The organism is Streptomyces sp. NBC_01485 (assembly GCF_036227125.1).
In the GTDB taxonomy this organism is placed as follows: domain Bacteria; phylum Actinomycetota; class Actinomycetes; order Streptomycetales; family Streptomycetaceae; genus Streptomyces.
Map to the genome: position 1 here is coordinate 2,522,545 of NZ_CP109435.1, position 17,935 is coordinate 2,540,479.

Consider the following 17,935-nt stretch of genomic DNA (forward strand, 5'->3'; position numbering starts at 1 on the left):
CGAAGGGGGCGCCCAGATCACTGGGCGCCCCCTTCGTCGTACTCCGGGGCCAGATCCGCACCTCGCCTCGGCACTAGATCCGTACCTCGACCGTGCCCGCCAGGCGGTCGTGCAGGCCCCTGCCGTCGCGGTCCCAGACCAGGGCGGGGAGCGCCAGGCAGAGCAGGGCCGTGCGCAGGAGGGCGCGCAGGGGGTTGACCGTGCCGGTCTCGAGGGTGAGCACGCGTACGCCGAAGAGGCGCTTGCCCGGGGTGAAGCCGAGGGTGCCGACGGTGAGGACACCCATCACGAAGAAGATCAGCAGGGCCCAGTTCGAGGTCGACTGCCCATAGCTGTGCGTGATCAGCTGGGATGCAATCAGCGTGCTCATGCCCCAGTCCACGGCCAGCGCGCCGAGCCGCCGTCCCGGGCGGGCGATCGAGCCCGGCCCCTCCTCCGGCAGACCGAGCTGTTCGCCCCGGTATCCGAAGTCGACACCGGCATCCTCGGCCGCCGCGCGGGGGCCCGAGAGCCACGATCCGATTGCATCCCTCTTGTCCACCCGACCACCGTACTGGGAGCGTTTCGCGATACGGACACGAGGGGTGTACCGGACGGCGTCCGGTTAACTTGTGCGAAACAATTGGGTCACGCCCGAGAAATCAGCCGTCCCTAGGGTCGACGGCAGCGTGTGCCACCGCACTGGCCGCACGAACGAACTACCACCCCGGCTCGACGGCCGGGAGTAGGAGGAGCTGGATGTTCCAGAACGCCGACGAGGCCAAGAAGTTCATCGCAGACGAGGACGTCAAATTCGTCGACGTCCGCTTCTGCGACCTGCCGGGCGTCATGCAGCACTTCACGCTGCCCGTCGAGGCGTTCGACCCGGACGAGGAGCTCGCGTTCGACGGCTCGTCGATCCGCGGCTTCCAGGCCATCCACGAGTCCGACATGGCGCTGCGCGCCGACCTGTCGACCGCGCGCGTCGACCCGTTCCGCCGTGACAAGACGGTGAACATCAACTTCTTCATCCACGACCCGATCACGGGCGAGCAGTACTCCCGCGACCCGCGCAACGTGGCGAAGAAGGCGGAGGCCTACCTGGCGTCGACCGGTATCGCCGACACCGCGTACTTCGGTCCCGAGGCCGAGTTCTACGTCTTCGACAGCGTGCGCTTCCAGACCTCCGCGAACGAGTCCTTCTACCACATCGACTCCGAGGCGGGCGCCTGGAACACCGGTGCGGTCGAGAACAACCGCGGCTACAAGGTCCGCTACAAGGGCGGCTACTTCCCGACCCCGCCGGTCGACCACTTCGCCGACCTGCGTGCGGAGATCTCCCTGGAGCTGGCCGCGTCCGGCCTCCAGGTCGAGCGCCAGCACCACGAGGTGGGCACCGCCGGCCAGGCCGAGATCAACTACAAGTTCAACACGCTGCTCGCCGCGGCCGACGACCTCCAGCTCTTCAAGTACATCGTGAAGAACGTCGCCTGGCGCAACGGCAAGACCGCGACCTTCATGCCGAAGCCGATCTTCGGCGACAACGGCTCGGGCATGCACGTCCACCAGTCGCTGTGGACCGGCGGCCAGCCGCTCTTCTACGACGAGACCGGCTACGCGGGCCTCTCGGACATGGCCCGCTACTACATCGGCGGCATCCTCAAGCACGCCCCGTCGCTGCTGGCCTTCACCAACCCGACGGTGAACTCCTACCACCGTCTGGTGCCGGGCTTCGAGGCGCCGGTGAACCTGGTGTACTCGCAGCGCAACCGCTCCGCGGCCATGCGTATCCCGATCACGGGCTCCAACCCGAAGGCCAAGCGCGTCGAGTTCCGCGCGCCCGACTCCTCCGGCAACCCGTACCTCGCCTTCTCGGCCCTGCTGCTCGCGGGCCTGGACGGCATCAAGAACAAGATCGAGCCGGCCGAGCCGATCGACAAGGACCTCTACGAGCTGGCCCCCGAGGAGCACGCGGGCGTCGCCCAGGTCCCGACCTCCCTCCCGGCCGTCCTGGACCGCCTCGAGGCCGACCACGAGTTCCTGCTCGCCGGTGACGTCTTCACGTCCGACCTGATCGAGACCTGGATCGACTACAAGCGCACGAACGAGATCGCCCCGCTGCAGCTGCGCCCGCACCCGCACGAGTTCGAGCTCTACTTCGACGTGTGATCGGACCGCGCGTACCTCACGCGCGGACCGTCCGACGCCCCCGCTCTGTTTCTCAGGGCGGGGGCGTCGTCGTATGGTTTCTGGCACTGCTGTTCGAGAACAGGTGACGGGGGAGACACGGGGATGCCCGAACAGGACGATACGGAGCGGGAGTTCGACCTCAGGTGGGCGGACGACGCGACGCACAAGGAACCCTCCGCGCGGGCCCGGATGCTGGCCGCCCGCTGGAAGGAGAACCCGCCCGAGCCGGTGCCGTTCCGGGGTGACCCCGGGCCGGTGACGCCACGTCGTTCGTCGTGGGTGTCGACGGCACTCGTCCTGGGGTGCGTGGTCGCGGTGATCCTGCTGCTGGGGTACGTGCGGTTCCGGGCACCCTATTAGAACAGGAGGCAATCCGCCTTACTGCCAGGGCTGTTGGGCTGCGCGGTGCTACTTTGTGCCTCTTCGCTCACCCTCGGTGTCCAGGTCAACACAAGAACGGTTGGTCCGGTGACAACAGTCCGTCCTTCGCGTACCGCTGTCGTCGTGACAGCGCTTCCTGTGGAGTTCTCGCCGCTGCTGGACCGTCTCAGGTCCGAGAACGCCCGGTCCAAGGGGCAGCGGAGAGTCAACGCCACCGTGGTGCAGACCTTCGAGCTCGACGGCGCCTACGCCTCGTGGACCGTGCACCTGGCCCAGGTGGGCATGACGAACGTCGTCGCCGCGCTGGGCACGCACGGCCTCCTGGACGAGCTGCGGCCGGACGTCGCGCTCCTGGTCGGGATCGCGGGCAGCCTCAAGGACGACATTCCTCCGGGTGACGTCGTGGTCGCGACGAAGGTGTACGAGATCCACGGCGCCAAGGTGTCGGCCGAGGGCAACGGCGCCCGTCCCGACGCCGTGGACACCTCGCTCTCCCTGTGGCAGACGGCGCTCTACGCGGACGTCCGCAGCAAGTGCCACTTCAAGCCGATCGCCTCCGGCGACGTCGTGCTCGACGCCAAGTCCGGTGACCTGCGGAGGCTGCTCAACAGCACCTATCAGGATGCGGCCGCCCTGGAGATGGAGGGCTTCGGCTTCTGCAAGGCGGCGCAGCGTCACCGTACGGAAGCCCTCGTCATCCGCGGGATCAGCGACCGTGCGGACGGCGAGAAGGGTGCGGCCGACGCCGGCGGCGGCCAGCAGCGGGCGGCCGCCCACGCGGCGGAGGTGGCCGTCGCCGTCCTGCTGCAGCACCAGCCCGAGAGCTCCGGTGCCGAGCTGCCGACGTCACCTCCGTCGTCGCCGCCGGTGAAGAAGAAGACCTCCGCGCGTCCTCCCCGGTGGCATGCCGGCCGCTGGAAGGGCCGGGCGAAGGTCTGGTTGTCGCTCACCGCTGGGGCGGTGGCCCTCGGGCTCGTCATCCACTCGTGCGGGGGCGGTGGCGACGGGGGTGGCAGCGACGACGCCACGACGCTCTCCGGGCCCGTCGCGCCCTCTCTGCCGGCCTGTGATCAGGCGGACACCGTGCCGCTCGTCATCGCCGCCTCCGTCGACAAGTCGGAGCCCATGCGGCGGGCGGCCGAGGACTACGGCGACCGGGCCGCGGGCGGAAAGTGCCTGCGGATCGAGGTCGAGGACAAGAACTCGGGCGACGGGATGCGCGCCCTGGTAGACGGCTGGGGCGAGTCCGACGGGGCGAAGCCGGATGTGTGGGCGCCGGCCGGGAGCTCGTGGCTGTCGCTGGCCAGGGCCGCCGCGAAGGGGAAGAACGCGCAGCAGTTCCCGGAGCGTGCGGAATCGATCGTGCAGAGCCCGTTGACCATCGCCATGCCGAAGCCGATGGCCGAGGCGCTGAACTGGCCCGAGCGGCGGTTCACCTGGAGTCAGCTCGCCGAGTGGGCGAAGAGCGCCGACGGCTTCTGGGCGGGGCACAAGAAGCCGGAGTGGGGTCCCTTCAAACTCGGCAAGACCAACCCGGGGTACTCCACGTCCGGGCTCAACGCGACCGTCGCCGCCTTCTACGCCAGGACGGGCACCAGCGGTGAGCTCGCCGTCCCGCACATCGACGATGTCGGCAACCAGGCGTTCGTCAAGAGCATCGAGCAGGCCGCGGTCCACTACGGCGACACGACGCTGACCTTCCTCGCCCATCTCCGCGAGGCGGACCGCACCAGCCCGCAGAAGGCCATGTCGTACATCTCCGCCGTCACGCTGGAGGAGAACACCGTGGCCGCCTACAACGCGGGCTATCCCTGCGGCGCGCTCAGCACGGCGGACGGCTGTGCGAAGACCAGCCCGCCGGACACCCCCCTGGTCTCGTTCTATCCGAAGGACGGCGTCCCGTTCTCCGAGCACCCGTACATCGAGCTGAACGGGATGAGCACCGCGAAGAAGGCGGTCGCCGACGACTTCCTCCGGTACCTGCAGAGCCCCGACATCTACGGCAAGCGGTTCGCCCCCTACGGCTTCCGCACCCACGAGGGCACCCCCAAGAAGTCCGCGCTGCTGGTCAAGGCCAACGGAGTCCTGCCCGAGGCGGGGTTCACCCGCATGCCGATGCCCGAGGGCGACGTCCTCGTCGAGCTGCTGAAGGTCTGGCCGACGCTGCGCCGACGGGCCAACGTCCGCATCGTCATCGACACCTCGGAGTCGATGAACGACGTGATCCCCGGCACCGGCGACACCAAGATGGAGCGCCTGAAGCAGGCCGAGGCCACCCTGTTCGACGAGTTCACCGGCACCGACCGGGTCGGTCTGTGGAAGTTCTCCGACGCCTTCGTGCTCGGCGGCGGCCACGACTACAAGGAACTGGTGCCGCTCGGCCCGTACAACCAGAAGCTGCCCGGCGGCACCCGCGCCGACCTGCTGTCCGACAACGTCGAGGGCCTGGAGGCGGACGGTGCGACCGGTCTGTACGACACGCTCGACGCCGCGACCAAGGCCATGCGGGACGACTACGACCCCCAGGCCATCAACGCGATCGTGCTGCTCACCGACGGCCGCAACGAGGACGGCGACAGCCTGACCAAGGCGGAGCTGCTGAAGCGGATCAAGGACCCGGCCCGGCCCCAGATCCGGGTCTTCACCATCGCCTACGGGAGCAAGGCCGACGAGGACGACGCGAACGGCAGGAGCGTGCTGGAGGAGATCGCGGACGCCAGCGGCGGGAAGGCCTACGACGCGAAGAAGGCCGAGACGATCGAGCAGGTCATCACCAGCGTGATCTCCAACTTCTGACCCGTTCCTCTACCCGGCCCCATTCCTTTACCCGGCGCAGAGCCGATCTCGGGCTGTCCATGGCAGGCGCGGGCGCACAATGGGCAGTGGGGCGAGTGCCTGACTGCGGGGTGATGCAGATGCAGAGCCGTTTCCGGAGCGACCGGGGTCTGACCGTGCGGATGACGGTCACCTTGTTCCTGCTCGGATTTCTGTACGTGGCGTTCGTCGTCGCGTTGATCGTGTTGCTGAAGTCGTGGGTGCTGGTCGTCGTGCTCATGGCGGTCATGTTCGTCGCGCAGTTCTGGTTCTCCGACCGGATCGCGATGTTCGCCATGCGCGGGCGGGTCGTGGAGCGGGAGGAGTATCCCGAGCTGCACGCCGTCGTGGACCGGTTGTGCGCCCTGTCCGACATGCCCAAGCCGGTCGTCGCCGTGTCCGATATGGACATGCCCAACGCCTTCGCGACCGGGCGCAATCCCGGTCACGCGGTGGTGTGCGTGACGACGGGGCTGCTGCGGCGGCTGGAGCCGGCCGAGCTGGAGGGCGTGCTCGCGCACGAGCTGTCGCACGTGGCGCACAAGGACGTGGCCGTGATCACGGTCGCGTCGTTCCTGGGCGTGATCGCGGGGCTGATCGTACGGTTCGCGTTCTACTCGCAGCTCTTCGGCGGCGGGCGCCGGGACCAGAACACGGCGGTCGTCTTCGCCGTGATCATGGGTGTCTCGGCGGCCGTCTACGCGCTGAGCTTCCTCCTCATCCGGGCGCTGTCCCGGTACCGGGAGCTGGCGGCGGACCGGGCGGCGGCGCAACTGACCGGCCGCCCCTCGGCGCTGGCCTCCGCGCTGACGAAGGTGTCCGGCGACATCGCCCGCATCCCGACGAAGGACCTGCGGACGGCCCAGGCCTTCAACGCCTTCTACTTCACCCCGGCGACGGGCCGGGAGCCGGGCATCGAACGGTACTTCTCCACCCACCCGAGCCTGGAGCAGCGGCTCGAGCAGCTCGGGCGGATCTCCGCCGAGCTGGGCGAGGCGGCCACTCCTGGAAAGGCAAGCTGAGGCGCATGGGGCTGCTGGACATCCTGCTCGGCCGGACGAAGCCGGTCATGCCCGACCTCGATCAGTTGTTCGCACTGCCGTCCGCGGCGGTGACGCTGGAGGCGGCGGCCGGGTTCGTCCCGACCGGGCAGGGTGCCGTGTGCTTCGCGACCGTCGAGGGCTCGGCCTTCGACCAGACCCACCGCGAGGTCCAGGCGCTCCTCGACGCGGACACCGAGCGCACCGGCCCCCCGGTACGGCTCCTGCGCGACGGCTACGGCTACTCCTGGCTGGTCTCGCAACGCACCCCCGACCAACTGCCGCTCCTGGTCAACGACCTGCACGCGGTGAACAGCGCGATGGAGGTCAACGGTTTCGGTCCCCAACTGCTGTGCTCCCTCGCCGGGTTCGAGGAGACGGGGGCGGGAGTGGCGGAGACAGGGGCCGGGGGCGGGCGTCGGCTGGCGCTCGTGTATCTGTACAAAAGGGGTACGTTCTACCCGTTCGCGCCGCTGCCCGGTGGTGGACAGCGGCGCGACAACCCGCTGGAGCTACAGGTGAAGGCCGCCCTGACGAACGACCTACGGATCGAACAGGACCTGAGCCGCTGGTTCCCGGTCTGGGGAGCCCCCGGCCTCTGAACCGGCCCTGGCCGGCTGTACTGCTTGCGGTGTCCGTGATCGACGCGCATGTTCCGGCGGACGGGCCGCTGGTGCTCGTCGGGTTCAGCATGAGCGGACAGACGGTGGCCGACCTCGTCGCGCACTACGGCCCCCGGGTGACGGCCCTGGGGCTGTGCTCGCCCCCTGCCGGTGCGAGGCTGACCTCAGACCCCCGGCGCCGCCGTCACCACCCCCGCCGCGATCGCCGCGCCCAGGGCCGCGTGGTCGGCGGTGGTGCGGTCGGCGTAGGCGAGGGCGAAGTCGGCGACGGCGCGTTCGAAGGTGTCGGCGCCGCCGAGGTAGCCGGCGATGGCGATGCGGTCGCCGGAGCGGGCGTGGGCGCGGGCCAGGGCCGTGCCGCACAGCCGGGCGTACGCCAGGAGGTCGGCCGGGGACATGCCGGCGACGTCGGCGGAGCCCTTCATGTCACGCAGTTGACGCCCGTAGAAGGCGCGGCCCTGCGGCCCGGTCATCCAGCCCAGGAAGATGTCGCCGGCGGCCTGGAGCAGCCGCTGCCCGGCGACGACCCGGTGGCCGGGATGGCCGTAGGGGCCGTTCGGCAGGTGTTCCTCGAGGACGGACGCGCGGGCCTCCTTGATCTGGAGGAACAGCGGATCGCCGGTGTCGCGCCCGGCGAGCAGCACGATGAAGCAGCGGGTGCCGACGCTGCCGACGCCGACGACCTTGCGGGCGGCGTCGACGAAGCGGTAGCGGTCCAGCAGTACGCGGCGCTCCTCGGCGAGGGTGGAGCGGTAGTCGCTGAAGATCTTCCGCAGGGCGGCGCCGTCGGAGGCGCCGGCCGGTTCGAGCAGCGGCGGGTCGACCGACCGCGATGGGCTGGCAGGGCCGGGACTGGTGTCTGGCCCCTGAGCTGCGGCCCGCCCTGTTCGACTACAGCGGCAATGTGGGGCCGACGGTGTGGTGGGACGGGCAGGTGGTGGGGAGTCGGGCCCAGCGGTCCGACGGCGAGGTCGCGTGGCGGATCCTGGACGAGGAGGGTGTGGGGAGGGACGCGAAGGCGGCGATCGGGGCGCAGGCCGAGCGGTTGGGGTCGTGGCTGGGGGCGACCCGGGTGACCCCGAGGTTCCGGACGCCGGCGGAGAAGGAGTTGGCGGGGTGAGTGCTGCGGGTTCTGGGAGTGCGTGGGTGCTGTAACTCGTCACGCGGCGACCCCTGTTACTCCTCTTACTCCTCGCGCGGCAGCGCCGGGCGCCGTCATGGACGACGGCGCCCGGCGCCGGGCTCACCGCGAGTAACGCAGCAGTGCCCGCACCATGTGGCACGTCGTGTCCGACGGCGGGTGAACGTTGATCAGCTGGGCCGTGCTGCGGATCTTCTCGTTGCGGGCCTGGTTCGGCATGTACACCCCCAGGTCGAGGAGGGCGATCGCAAGGCGCATGGCCTTGAGGCGACGGTTGTGCATGACGTACCAGTCGCGCGGTCGCCCGGGCGGCAACGGCCGCTTCTCGACGGGCACATAGGGCAGATCGAGCTGGACGGAACGCTTCGCGGTGGACTGGGTCGGTATCGGCAACGGCTTCGGCTTCAGTGCGGCAGCGGGCACAGGCATCCTCCTGTCGCGGACAGGGCCCGACCCGGAACCCCTCCGGCGGACCCTCGAACACTGCTCCTATTCTACTGCCCACCACTGACAAAAGCCCCTGATCACAGGGGCTTTCGGCACCTTCGCCCGCTACCGTGGGCGCCATGGAGATCTGGATCAACCCCGCCTGTTCCAAGTGCCGCAGCGCCCTCACGCTCCTCGACGCCGAGGGCGCCGACTACACCGTCCGCCGCTACCTGGAGGACGTACCGAGCGAGGACGAGATCAGGGGCGTACTCGACCGTCTCGGCCTGGAACCCTGGGACATCACCCGCACCCAGGAGGCCGACGCCAAGGAACTCGGCCTGAAGGACTGGGCGCGGGACGCGGACACGCGCGAACGCTGGATCACCGCGCTCGCCGCGCACCCCAAGCTCATCCAGCGCCCGATCATCACCGCCGACGACGGCACCGCGCTGGTGGCCCGTACGGACGAGGCCGTACGCGACGCCCTGTCCCGCTAGCCGGGCTGAGAGCCGGCCGGCCGATGCCCCGATCGAGAAGGCGGGGCGAGGCTCAGCCGCCGAGAAACTCGCCGAGGCGGCGGCCCGTTCTGGAGGGCGCGGCGGGCGGCAGCGCGTGATGGGAGACGTCCGGGAGGACGACCGTCTCGACACCGCGCACCATCTCGCCGGCCCGGGTCGTCACCTCGTACGCGTCATGGGTCCTGCTGTTCGCGGCCACGAGCAGCAGGACCGGCACGTCCAGGGTCCGCAACGCCTCGGGCCCGGGACGCGGACCCGTCACCGGCTTCCCCGACGGGAACCCCGCAGCCGTCTCCTGCAACCGCAGCCAGTCGGGGTCCAGAGCCGTTCCCCCGGTCTCCCACTCCAGGAAGGCCCGCACCCGGCGCGGGGTGGGCCGCAGCAACATGGGCAGGGCGTGCAGGAGATACGCCGGCCGGTACCCGGCGAAACACCGCGTCGGGTCGAGGAGGAACAGCCGGCGTACACGCTCGGGGGCGCGCAGGGTGTGGTGCAGGGCGATCCAGCCACCGTAGGAGTGCCCGCCGACGTCGGCCCGCTCGACGCCCAGCCCCGCGAGCACCGCGTCCAGCCAGTCGCCCAGGTCGGCGACGCTCCGCAGGCCGCCTCCTTGGGCGCTGCGCCCCGCCGCCCCGATCAGGTCCACGGCGTACACCCGCCGGATCCGGGCCAGTTCGGCCGCCTGGGCGTACCAGGAGGCGGAGGTCGCTCCCCCGCCCCCGGGCAGGAGCAGCAGCGGGGGCGCGTCACGCGGACCGCAGACGTTGACGTACGTCGTACCGAAGGGCGTGGAGACCGTCACCGCCTCCCGGTCTCCCGGCCACTTGGCCATGACCTTGTCGTAGGCCGCCTGAAAAGCACCGTCGTCGTACGCAACCATCGAGCCTCCCGCCACCGTCCCACGTCCCGTATTATCTCGCTGCACAAGATACTCGCCGACCAAGACAATAACCGAGCAGGACAGCAGCCGTGGGAGCACAGCCGTATGCCGCCGACCGAAAGCCCGGAGCCGGTGACCGAGTTGGAAACCGTCCACCTGCTGCGTGCGGTGACGGTCGAACTCGGCCTGCACAGCGCCCGGTTCGCGAACCGCAACGGCATGCATCCGACGGACGTACGCGCCCTGATCGCCCTCATGGACGCCAGGCGCGCGGACGAGGAGATGACGGCCGGGCGGCTCGGGGCCGCGCTCGGGCTGAACTCGGCGGGCACGACCGCCCTCGTCGACCGACTGGAACGGGCCGGTCACGTCCGCCGGACGCGCGGCGCGGCGGACCGGCGCAAGGTCGTCATCGAGGTGGACGACCACGCGGTCGCCCTCGGCCAGGCCTTCTTCGGTCCGCTCATCGGGCAGGTGACGGAACTGCTCCGGGGTTACGACGAGCGGGAGCGGGCGGCGATCCAGGGCTTCCTGGACGGCGTACGGAAAGCGGCGACCGAGGAGAGCCGACCTGAGGCATGACCCGGTCCCGCGCGTCCCAACCCCATCGCATACGAGTCACCCGGCAGCCGCCGCCCACTGTCGGCTGCCGCCCCTCTGCGACCGCGAACGGCAACTTGCTGCCGGGTCGGTGTTCTCACACCGTGAGTCGCACCACAGAACCACCAGGTAACACGGGGTTCACATTTGGGCAATGATCGGGAAATCGCCTGTTGACAAGCTTCCGGGCAAACAGGTGGCGCCCCAGTGCCGCAGCGCCGCAGCACCCGCAAGTGCGTCAGACACACCCCCGAAGGAAGTGGCCCGTGACCTTCAAGGCTGAGTACATCTGGATCGACGGCACCCAGCCGACCGCCAAGCTCCGCTCCAAGACCAGGATCGTCACGGGCGAGCCCGTCGGCCTGGACGCGCTGCCGATCTGGGGCTTTGACGGGTCGTCCACGAACCAGGCCGAGGGCCACTCCTCGGACCGTGTCCTCAAGCCGGTCTTCACCTGCCCCGACCCGATCCGCGGCGGCGACGACATCCTCGTCCTGTGCGAGGTCCTCGAGATCGACATGACGCCGCACGAGTCCAACACCCGTGCCGCGCTCGCCGAGGTCGCCGCGAAGTTCGCCGGTCAGGAGCCGATCTTCGGCATCGAGCAGGAGTACACGTTCTTCCAGGACGGCTACCCGCTCGGCTTCCCCAGGGGCGGCTTCCCGGCCCCGCAGGGCGGCTACTACTGCGGCGTCGGCGCCGACGAGATCTTCGGCCGTGAGGTCGTCGAGGCGCACCTGGACAACTGTCTCGCCGCCGGTCTCGCGATCTCCGGCATCAACGCCGAGGTCATGCCCGGCCAGTGGGAGTTCCAGGTCGGCCCGGTGTCCCCGCTGGAGGTCTCCGACCACCTGTGGGTGGCCCGTTGGCTGCTCTACCGCACCGCCGAGGACTTCGGCGTCTCCGCCACCCTCGACCCGAAGCCGGTCAAGGGCGACTGGAACGGCGCGGGCGCGCACACCAACTTCTCCACGAAGGCGATGCGCGAGGGCTACGACGCGATCATCACCGCGTGCGAGTCGCTCGGCGAGGGCTCGAAGCCGCTCGACCACGTCAAGCACTACGGCGCCGGCATCGACGACCGTCTGACGGGCCTGCACGAGACCGCCCCGTGGAACGAGTACTCCTACGGCGTCTCCAACCGCGGCGCCTCGGTCCGCATCCCGTGGCAGGTCGAGAAGGACGGCAAGGGTTACATCGAGGACCGCCGCCCCAACGCCAACGTCGACCCGTACCTGGTGACGCGTCTGATCGTCGACACCTGCTGCTCGGCGCTGGAGAAGGCCGGCCAGGTCTGATCCCAGGGTCTCAGGATCCCCGGTTCTTCCCGGAGAGGGGCGCCCGCCGTCACGGTGGGCGCCCCTCTCCGCGCTGATCCGATCCGTGCCAAGTCATGCCAAGGAAGCGTCCAAGCTGTGAGAAAGAGGCTCCTGTAACGGGCGCGTGTCTGCTTCAATGGGGCCATGGCCAGCTTCCAGAAGTACTCCGCGACGGGTCGCCATGACCTCGAGCCCTTCTGGCCTTCCCGTCAGCACCACGACTTCGACCGGGTGTGTTGCCGCGCGACGAACGCGTCGGCCCGCTAAAGCCGTACACCCCGGCCTTCGCCGACGCGAGATGACGTACGTCCCTCCCGACGAACTTCTCGCGCGAAAGAGCTGACCTCTCATGGCGACCACTCGTTCTCTCTCCTCCGCTCCTCTCCCCAGCACCATCAGCCCCGTCAGTCCCGTCGGCCCCGTCCAGAACGCCGCCCGGCACCGGCTGCGGGCCGTCGATCCGGACGAGGTGGTGGACGTCGCGGATCTGCTGCCGCCCGGCGCCACCTGGCTGCCCGCACCGCAGCACACCCTGCCCACGCTGCCCGGCCGGCCGGCGATGGTCGGCTACCTGGTCCTGATCCCGGCGGACCAGCGCCAGCCGTTCCAGCCGGTACCGTCACCGCCGTCGCCGGAGCCGGGCGTCGGCGAGCCGCTCGTGCGGGTCGACGCCGTGCAGCGCACCGCCGAGGTGGACGGGCAGCAACTCGACCTGACCTACCTGGAGTTCGAGCTGCTCGCGCACCTGGTGGCGCACCCGAACCGGGTGCACACCCGCGACCAGCTCGTCACCACGGTGTGGGGTTACGGCCACGTCGGTGACGGCCGCACGGTCGACGTCCACATCGCCCGGCTGCGCCGCAAGCTGGGCGCGCGGCACCGCCAGTCGATCCAGACGGTGCGCCGGGTCGGCTACAAGTTCACCCCGCCCACCGCCCGCTGACCCACGGACCCTCTGCCCCTCTGCCCCTCTGCCCCTCTGCCCCTCTGCCCCTCTGCCCCTCTGCCCCTCTGCCCCTCTGCCCTCAGCAGAGGACGGTTCCGCCCCGCGCCCCGGCCGGGCACAGTCACCGGTATGAGACTTCTGGTGCTGGGCGGTACGGAGTTCGCGGGACGGGCCGTCGTCGAGGCGGCCCTCGGGCGCGGGTGGGACGTGACGGTCTTCAACCGGGGGCGGCACGCACCCGCCCCCGGCACCCGGTCACTGACCGGTGACCGCACCGCGCCCGGGGGCCTCGACGCCCTCGCCGCCCCCGACGAGGGCGAGGGTGACTGGGACGCCGTCGTCGACACCTGGTCGGCGGCGCCCCGCGCGGTGCACGAGGCGGCGCGGCTGCTGCGGGGCCGCGCCCGCCGGTACGTGTACGTGTCGAGCTGCTCGGTGTACACCTGGGCCCCGCCCGCCGGATACACCGAGGACGCGGCCGTCGTCGAGGGCGCCGCACCCGGCGCCGACCGGACCGACTACGTCCGGGACAAGCGCGGCGGCGAGCTGGCCGTGGTCGACGCCTTCGGCGCGGAGGCTTCCGTCCTCGTACGGGCCGGGCTGATCCTCGGCCCGTACGAGAACGTCGGCCGGCTGCCCTGGTGGCTGACCCGGATCGCCCGCGGCGGCCCGGTCCTGGCCCCCGGCCCGCGCGAACTGCCCTTGCAGTACGTCGACGTCCGCGACCTCGCCGAGTGGATCCTCGGGGCGATCGAACGGGAGTTGAGCGGCCCGTACAACCTGATGAGTCGTCAAGGGCACGCCACCATGGGCGAGTTGCTGGAGGCGTGTGTCCGGGTGACCGGTTCTGCGGCCGAACTGCGCTGGACCGCCCCGGAGATCGTCCTCGACGCGGGCATCGAGCCGTGGACCGAACTGCCCGTATGGGTGCCGCCGGGCAGTGACATGCACGACGCCCTCCACGCGGCCGACGTCTCACGGGCCCTGGCGACGGGCCTCGCCTGCCGTCCCGTCGAGGAGACCGTCGCCGACACGTGGAACTGGCTGCGGTCGATCGGCGGCACGGCACCCCGACGCCCGGACCGGCCGCCACTGGGCCTGGACCCGGAGGTGGAGAAAAAGGTGCTCGCGGCGGGCACGAACACAGCCGGCAACGCACCTGGCCAAGCGGCCGGCAACGCGGCCGGGGGTGTATCTGGCACCACCCCCTGACCGGGGGTCTCAGCCCCGTGCCCTCCCCCCGCGGCTCGGCCAGACTGGCCGCATGAACACCAACACGAAGAGCGACGACGGGCGTTCGAGGGCTCGGGGGATGATCCTCGCCGCGGGGCGGGGGCTCGTGCTGGCCGTGCTGGCGCTGCCGTCGGCCGTCCTGGGCATCACCCTCTCCCTCGTCTCCATGGCCCTGATACCGGTCGGGGTCGGGATCGTCACCACGCCCCAGGTGGTCAAGGGGGTGCGTGCCTACGCCGGTTGGCGGCGGGCGCTCGCCGAGCGGTGGGGCGGGGTGCGCGTCCCGTCGGCGTACCGGCCGCTGCCCGACACCGCCAACCCGTGGACGCTCACCTTCGCGCTGCTGCGCGACCCGGCGACCTGGCGGGACCTGCGCTGGCTGCCGGTGGACATGACGGCGGGGTTCCTGACCGCGCTGCTGCCGCCGCTCCTGATCCTCTACCCCCTGGAGGGGTTCGCGCTGGCGGCAGGGCTGTGGCGGACCATGACGGGCGGGCCGTACGCCGAGTACGGGCCGTACTGGTACGCCTTCGTGCCGGTCAGCGGGCAGGGCACCGCGCTCGTCGCCGGCGCCCTGGGGGCCGTCATCCTCGTCGTCGCCCACCGGTACACGGTGAGCGCGATGCACGCCCACTTCTGTCTCACCCGCGCCTACCTCTCCCCCAGCGAGGCCGAACTGGCCGAACGCGTACGGGTGTTGACCGAGACCCGGCAGGACGCCGTGGACACCTCCGCCGCCGAACTGCGGCGCATCGAGCGGGACTTGCACGACGGCGCCCAGGCGCGGCTGGTGGCGATGGGCATGGACCTCGGCACCGTCGAGATGCTGCTCGACAAGAACCCGGAGAAAGCCAGGGAGTTGCTCGCCAAGACCCGCCGGTCCTCCGCCGAGGCGCTCTCCGAACTGCGCGACCTGGTGCGCGGGATCCACCCGCCGGTGCTGGCCGAGCGTGGACTCGGCGACGCCGTACGGGCGTTGGCGCTGCGGCTGCCGGTCGCCACCGAGGTGACGGTCGAGCTCGGCGCGGGCCGCGCGGACGCGCCCGTGGAGTCGGCGGCCTACTTCGCGGTGAGCGAGGTGCTCACCAACGCGGTCAAGCACTCCGGCGCCGACCGGATCTGGGTCGACCTCCACCACACGGACGGCCATCTGCGGATCTCCGTCACCGACAACGGCAAGGGCGGCGCGGTCATCGGGGCGGGCTCGGGGCTGGCCGGGATCGAACGGCGGCTGGGTACATTCGACGGCGTCCTGGCCGTCGGCTCCCCCGCCGGCGGTCCCACCATGGTGACCATGGAGATCCCTTGCGTGTTGTCCTAGCCGAGGACCTCTTCCTGCTGCGGGACGGCCTCGTCCGGCTGCTGGAGGCCTACGACTTCGAGATCGCCGCCGCCGTCGAGAGCGGGCCCGAACTCGAGCGGGCCCTCGCCGAACTGGCGCCGGACGTCGCCGTGGTCGACGTCCGGCTGCCGCCGACGCACACCGACGAGGGCCTGCAGTGCGCCCTTCGGGCCCGCCGCCGAAAGCCCGGGCTGCCGGTGCTGGTCCTCTCCCAGCACGTCGAGCAGTTGTACGCGCGCGAGTTGCTCGCCGACGGCAGCGGCGGGGTCGGCTATCTGCTGAAGGACCGGGTGTTCGACGCGGAGCAGTTCGTGGACGCCGTACGGCGGGTCGCGGCGGGCGGTACGGCGATGGACCCGGAGGTGATCCGGCAACTGCTGGCCCGGCGTTCGGGCGACGGGGAAGGGCCGGTGGACCGGCTCACTCCGCGCGAACGGGAGGTCATGGAACTGATGGCGCAGGGCCGGTCGAACGCGGCGATCGCCGCCCAAATGGTCGTCACCGAGCGGGCCGTCGCCAAACACACCGCCAATATTTTTCTGAAGCTCGGTCTGGAGGTCTCCGACGACGACAACCGCAGGGTGCTGGCGGTGCTGGCCTATCTGGACCGGGACCGGTGAGCAGTGCGACCGCTGTGTGCTGTGCGTGCGTTGGGGGCGGTTTGTCGTTCGGAGCTCTCATCAATTTCTGAGAAGGCTGAACACCTGTGGGGCGACGTTCGTAAGTGAGGGAGCAGCTTCACTCCTGTCGGGCACCTCGATGCTGCCCCGCAAGGAAGTCAGAGGAGTTCCATGGGACGCAACATACGTAAACGCCGTTCGTCGATGGCCACGAAGGCCGTGGCAGCATCGGCGGCCCTAGCGCTCGGTGGGGGCGGGCTGATCTGGGCGAACTTCTACGCTTCGGCGCACGAGTCCAACTCGGGTCAGAACGAGACCAAGGCCTCCACCGCGGGCGCGCAGGTCGCCACCATCTCCTGCCCTGATGTGGGGCAGAAGCTGACGAACGTTCCGAACGGGGCGAAACAAGGCGTAGCGACTGAGCTGGCGAACCTCGACAAGCAGATCACCGAGGCCTACGCCCGGCTCGCTTCGACGCGCCAGGCCCAGGCCGGTGACTCCGGGTTCGTGCAGAACGCGATCACCGGCCCCCTCAAGGAAAAGAGGGCGGCCACGATCGACCGGATCCGGATCAACGTCCAGCGTTCCGGTGGTCAGTTCAACAACTCGCTGAGCCAGCTCGCGGCCTGCACCACGCAGGGCGCGAACACCAACGCCGGGCAGGCCGGTAACGGCCAGCAGAACAACGGCGGCCAGCAGCAGAACGGCCAGAACAACGGCCAGAACAACAACGGCCAGCAGCAGAACGGCGGCCAGAACAACGGCGGCCAGCAGAACAACGGTGGCCAGCAGAACAACGGCAACAACGGCCAGAACAACGGCCAGAACAACGGCCAGCAGCAGAACGGCCAGGGCGGCAACGGCCCCGCCGCCGCGGACTTCGTGGACATCACGAAGGTCCAGGGCAACGCCCAGTTGGGCGTGGGTCAGAACGGTCTCCCCGCGAACGGCAACAGCGGTTCCAAGGGCACCTTCACGTCGAACTGCGGCACCAACGGGAACGACAACCACAACACGGACAACGTGATCGTCGCCCCCGGTGTCACCAACGGCGCCCACCACCTGCACGACTACGTCGGCAACCAGAACAACGACGCCTTCGCGAGCGACCAGGACCTGGCGAACGGCGGCACGAGCTGCCAGAACCAGGGCGACAAGTCCTCGTACTTCTGGCCGGTGCTGCGTATCCAGGACGGCTCGCAGGACTTCGACCAGAACAACGACGGTGGCGGCAAGGAAGGCAACGTCGGCAAGATCCTTCAGCCCGCCCAGGCGCAGCTGAAGTTCGTCGGCAACAAGAAGGGCAACGTCGTCGCGATGCCGACCGCCCTGCGCATCATCACCGGTGACGCCAAGGCCTTCGTCAACGGCAACGCCAACGCCAACGTGAACTGGAGCTGCACCGGCTTCGAGAACAAGGTGCAGCTGAAGGAGCAGTACCCGATCTGCCCGCAGGGCAGCCAGGTGGTGCGTACGACCAACTTCCAGAGCTGCTGGGACGGCAAGAACATCGACAGCGCCAACCACCGCACGCACGTGGCGTTCGTCCAGGGCGACGGCACCTGCGGCAACGGTTTCCAGGCGATCCCGCAGCTCCAGGTCCGACTGGTCTACAACGTTCCGGCCCCGAAGCTCCAGAACGGCACGGTGGTGAACCCGTACGCGGTGGACACCTTCCCGGAGAACCTGCACAAGCCGGTCACCGACCACAACGACTTCATCAACTTCTTCTCCACGAACCTGATGAACACGATGGTCAACTGCATCAACACCGGCAAGAACTGCAAGTAGGCACGTAAGGCAAGCAGCCCACAGCGAAAGGCCGGCGGTGAGGATTCCTCACCGCCGGCCTTTCGTGCTGCCCGCGTTCGTTCGGCGAG

At 69.9% G+C, this 17,935-nt stretch carries 16 protein-coding genes and 2 pseudogenes; 14 read left to right on the top strand and 4 right to left on the bottom strand.

The window, feature by feature from the left end:
* Nucleotides 1–73: 73 nt before the first annotated feature.
* Nucleotides 74–541 carry an RDD family protein gene (locus OG352_RS11655; protein ID WP_329216541.1) on the bottom strand — a complete coding sequence of 156 codons (468 nt, stop codon included), beginning with the start codon at nt 539–541 and terminating at the stop codon, nt 74–76.
* Nucleotides 542–738: 197 nt separating this feature from the next.
* On the opposite strand from OG352_RS11655, the gene glnA reads away from it, so the two are divergent.
* The 5 genes from glnA (at nt 739) to pspAB (ending at nt 7,006) form a co-directional block, all read left to right on the top strand.
* Nucleotides 739–2,148, top strand: a complete 1,410-nt coding sequence (glnA, locus tag OG352_RS11660) for a type I glutamate--ammonia ligase (RefSeq protein ID WP_329216542.1) — start codon at nt 739–741, stop codon at nt 2,146–2,148.
* 123 nt (nt 2,149–2,271) lie between these two features.
* On the top strand, nt 2,272–2,529 hold the full coding sequence (locus tag OG352_RS11665; RefSeq protein ID WP_329216543.1) for an SCO2583/SCO2584 N-terminal domain-containing protein: 258 nt from the start codon (nt 2,272–2,274) through the stop codon (nt 2,527–2,529).
* A 144-nt stretch (nt 2,530–2,673) separates the two neighbouring features.
* Nucleotides 2,674–5,346 carry a phosphorylase family protein gene (locus tag OG352_RS11670; RefSeq protein WP_329216544.1) on the top strand — a complete coding sequence of 891 codons (2,673 nt, stop codon included), beginning with the start codon at nt 2,674–2,676 and terminating at the stop codon, nt 5,344–5,346.
* 119 nt (nt 5,347–5,465) lie between these two features.
* Nucleotides 5,466–6,386: a zinc metalloprotease HtpX gene (htpX, locus tag OG352_RS11675; protein WP_329216546.1), complete on the top strand. Its 921-nt coding sequence runs from the start codon at nt 5,466–5,468 to the stop codon at nt 6,384–6,386.
* 5 nt (nt 6,387–6,391) lie between these two features.
* Nucleotides 6,392–7,006 carry a PspA-associated protein PspAB gene (gene pspAB / locus OG352_RS11680; protein WP_329216548.1) on the top strand — a complete coding sequence of 205 codons (615 nt, stop codon included), beginning with the start codon at nt 6,392–6,394 and terminating at the stop codon, nt 7,004–7,006.
* A 185-nt stretch (nt 7,007–7,191) separates the two neighbouring features.
* Here the strand turns inward: pspAB and OG352_RS11685 are convergent.
* Nucleotides 7,192–7,848, bottom strand: a pseudogene (locus tag OG352_RS11685) (DUF2252 family protein); the annotation flags it as partial.
* A gap of 2 nt (nt 7,849–7,850) precedes the next feature.
* Here OG352_RS11685 and OG352_RS11690 point away from each other — a divergent pair.
* Nucleotides 7,851–8,147, top strand: a pseudogene (locus tag OG352_RS11690) (DNA glycosylase AlkZ-like family protein); the annotation flags it as partial.
* A 123-nt stretch (nt 8,148–8,270) separates the two neighbouring features.
* Here the strand turns inward: OG352_RS11690 and OG352_RS11695 are convergent.
* The gene (locus tag OG352_RS11695; RefSeq protein WP_329216549.1) at nt 8,271–8,591 is read right to left on the bottom strand and encodes a hypothetical protein; all 321 of its coding nucleotides are present in this window, start codon (nt 8,589–8,591) and stop codon (nt 8,271–8,273) included.
* Between the two features lie 143 nt (nt 8,592–8,734).
* On the opposite strand from OG352_RS11695, the gene OG352_RS11700 reads away from it, so the two are divergent.
* Nucleotides 8,735–9,094, top strand: a complete 360-nt coding sequence (locus tag OG352_RS11700; protein WP_329216550.1) for an arsenate reductase family protein — start codon at nt 8,735–8,737, stop codon at nt 9,092–9,094.
* A gap of 52 nt (nt 9,095–9,146) precedes the next feature.
* Here the strand turns inward: OG352_RS11700 and OG352_RS11705 are convergent, their stop codons facing one another.
* Entirely contained in the window at nt 9,147–9,995 is an 849-nt protein-coding gene (locus OG352_RS11705; RefSeq protein ID WP_329216551.1) for an alpha/beta fold hydrolase, read from the bottom strand.
* Nucleotides 9,996–10,100: 105 nt separating this feature from the next.
* Between OG352_RS11705 and OG352_RS11710 the strand changes: the two genes are divergently transcribed.
* From OG352_RS11710 to OG352_RS11740, 7 genes are all read left to right on the top strand, one after another.
* A complete protein-coding gene (locus tag OG352_RS11710; RefSeq protein WP_329216552.1) occupies nt 10,101–10,577 on the top strand; it encodes a MarR family winged helix-turn-helix transcriptional regulator in 477 nt (158 codons plus the stop codon).
* 284 nt (nt 10,578–10,861) lie between these two features.
* Nucleotides 10,862–11,893 carry a glutamine synthetase gene (glnII, locus tag OG352_RS11715; RefSeq protein WP_329216553.1) on the top strand — a complete coding sequence of 344 codons (1,032 nt, stop codon included), beginning with the start codon at nt 10,862–10,864 and terminating at the stop codon, nt 11,891–11,893.
* 370 nt (nt 11,894–12,263) lie between these two features.
* On the top strand, nt 12,264–12,857 hold the full coding sequence (locus OG352_RS11720) for a winged helix-turn-helix domain-containing protein (RefSeq protein ID WP_329216555.1): 594 nt from the start codon (nt 12,264–12,266) through the stop codon (nt 12,855–12,857).
* A 132-nt stretch (nt 12,858–12,989) separates the two neighbouring features.
* Nucleotides 12,990–14,072, top strand: a complete 1,083-nt coding sequence (locus OG352_RS11725) for an NAD-dependent epimerase/dehydratase family protein (protein ID WP_329216557.1) — start codon at nt 12,990–12,992, stop codon at nt 14,070–14,072.
* Nucleotides 14,073–14,124: 52 nt separating this feature from the next.
* Nucleotides 14,125–15,414, top strand: coding sequence for a sensor histidine kinase (locus OG352_RS11730; RefSeq protein WP_329216558.1), 1,290 nt, complete (start codon nt 14,125–14,127; stop codon nt 15,412–15,414).
* Entirely contained in the window at nt 15,399–16,055 is a 657-nt protein-coding gene (locus OG352_RS11735) for a response regulator transcription factor (protein WP_329216559.1), read from the top strand. The genes OG352_RS11730 and OG352_RS11735 overlap by 16 nt, the downstream gene beginning before the upstream one ends.
* 171 nt (nt 16,056–16,226) lie before the next feature.
* A complete protein-coding gene (locus OG352_RS11740) occupies nt 16,227–17,846 on the top strand; it encodes a DUF1996 domain-containing protein (RefSeq protein WP_329216560.1) in 1,620 nt (539 codons plus the stop codon).
* Nucleotides 17,847–17,935 lie beyond the last annotated feature (89 nt).

What these genes read in the sequence shown, in the direction of transcription:
- glnA (WP_329216542.1), top strand. Translation starts at nt 739, where the DNA reads ATGTTCCAGAACGCCGACGAGGCCAAGAAGTTCATCGCAGACGAGGAC.
- OG352_RS11665 (WP_329216543.1), top strand. Translation starts at nt 2,272, where the DNA reads ATGCCCGAACAGGACGATACGGAGCGGGAGTTCGACCTCAGGTGGGCG.
- htpX (WP_329216546.1), top strand. Translation starts at nt 5,466, where the DNA reads ATGCAGAGCCGTTTCCGGAGCGACCGGGGTCTGACCGTGCGGATGACG.
- pspAB (WP_329216548.1), top strand. Translation starts at nt 6,392, where the DNA reads ATGGGGCTGCTGGACATCCTGCTCGGCCGGACGAAGCCGGTCATGCCC.
- OG352_RS11700 (WP_329216550.1), top strand. Translation starts at nt 8,735, where the DNA reads ATGGAGATCTGGATCAACCCCGCCTGTTCCAAGTGCCGCAGCGCCCTC.
- OG352_RS11705 (WP_329216551.1), bottom strand. Translation starts at nt 9,995, where the DNA reads ATGGTTGCGTACGACGACGGTGCTTTTCAGGCGGCCTACGACAAGGTC.
- OG352_RS11710 (WP_329216552.1), top strand. Translation starts at nt 10,101, where the DNA reads ATGCCGCCGACCGAAAGCCCGGAGCCGGTGACCGAGTTGGAAACCGTC.
- OG352_RS11720 (WP_329216555.1), top strand. Translation starts at nt 12,264, where the DNA reads ATGGCGACCACTCGTTCTCTCTCCTCCGCTCCTCTCCCCAGCACCATC.
- OG352_RS11725 (WP_329216557.1), top strand. Translation starts at nt 12,990, where the DNA reads ATGAGACTTCTGGTGCTGGGCGGTACGGAGTTCGCGGGACGGGCCGTC.
- OG352_RS11730 (WP_329216558.1), top strand. Translation starts at nt 14,125, where the DNA reads ATGAACACCAACACGAAGAGCGACGACGGGCGTTCGAGGGCTCGGGGG.
- OG352_RS11740 (WP_329216560.1), top strand. Translation starts at nt 16,227, where the DNA reads ATGGGACGCAACATACGTAAACGCCGTTCGTCGATGGCCACGAAGGCC.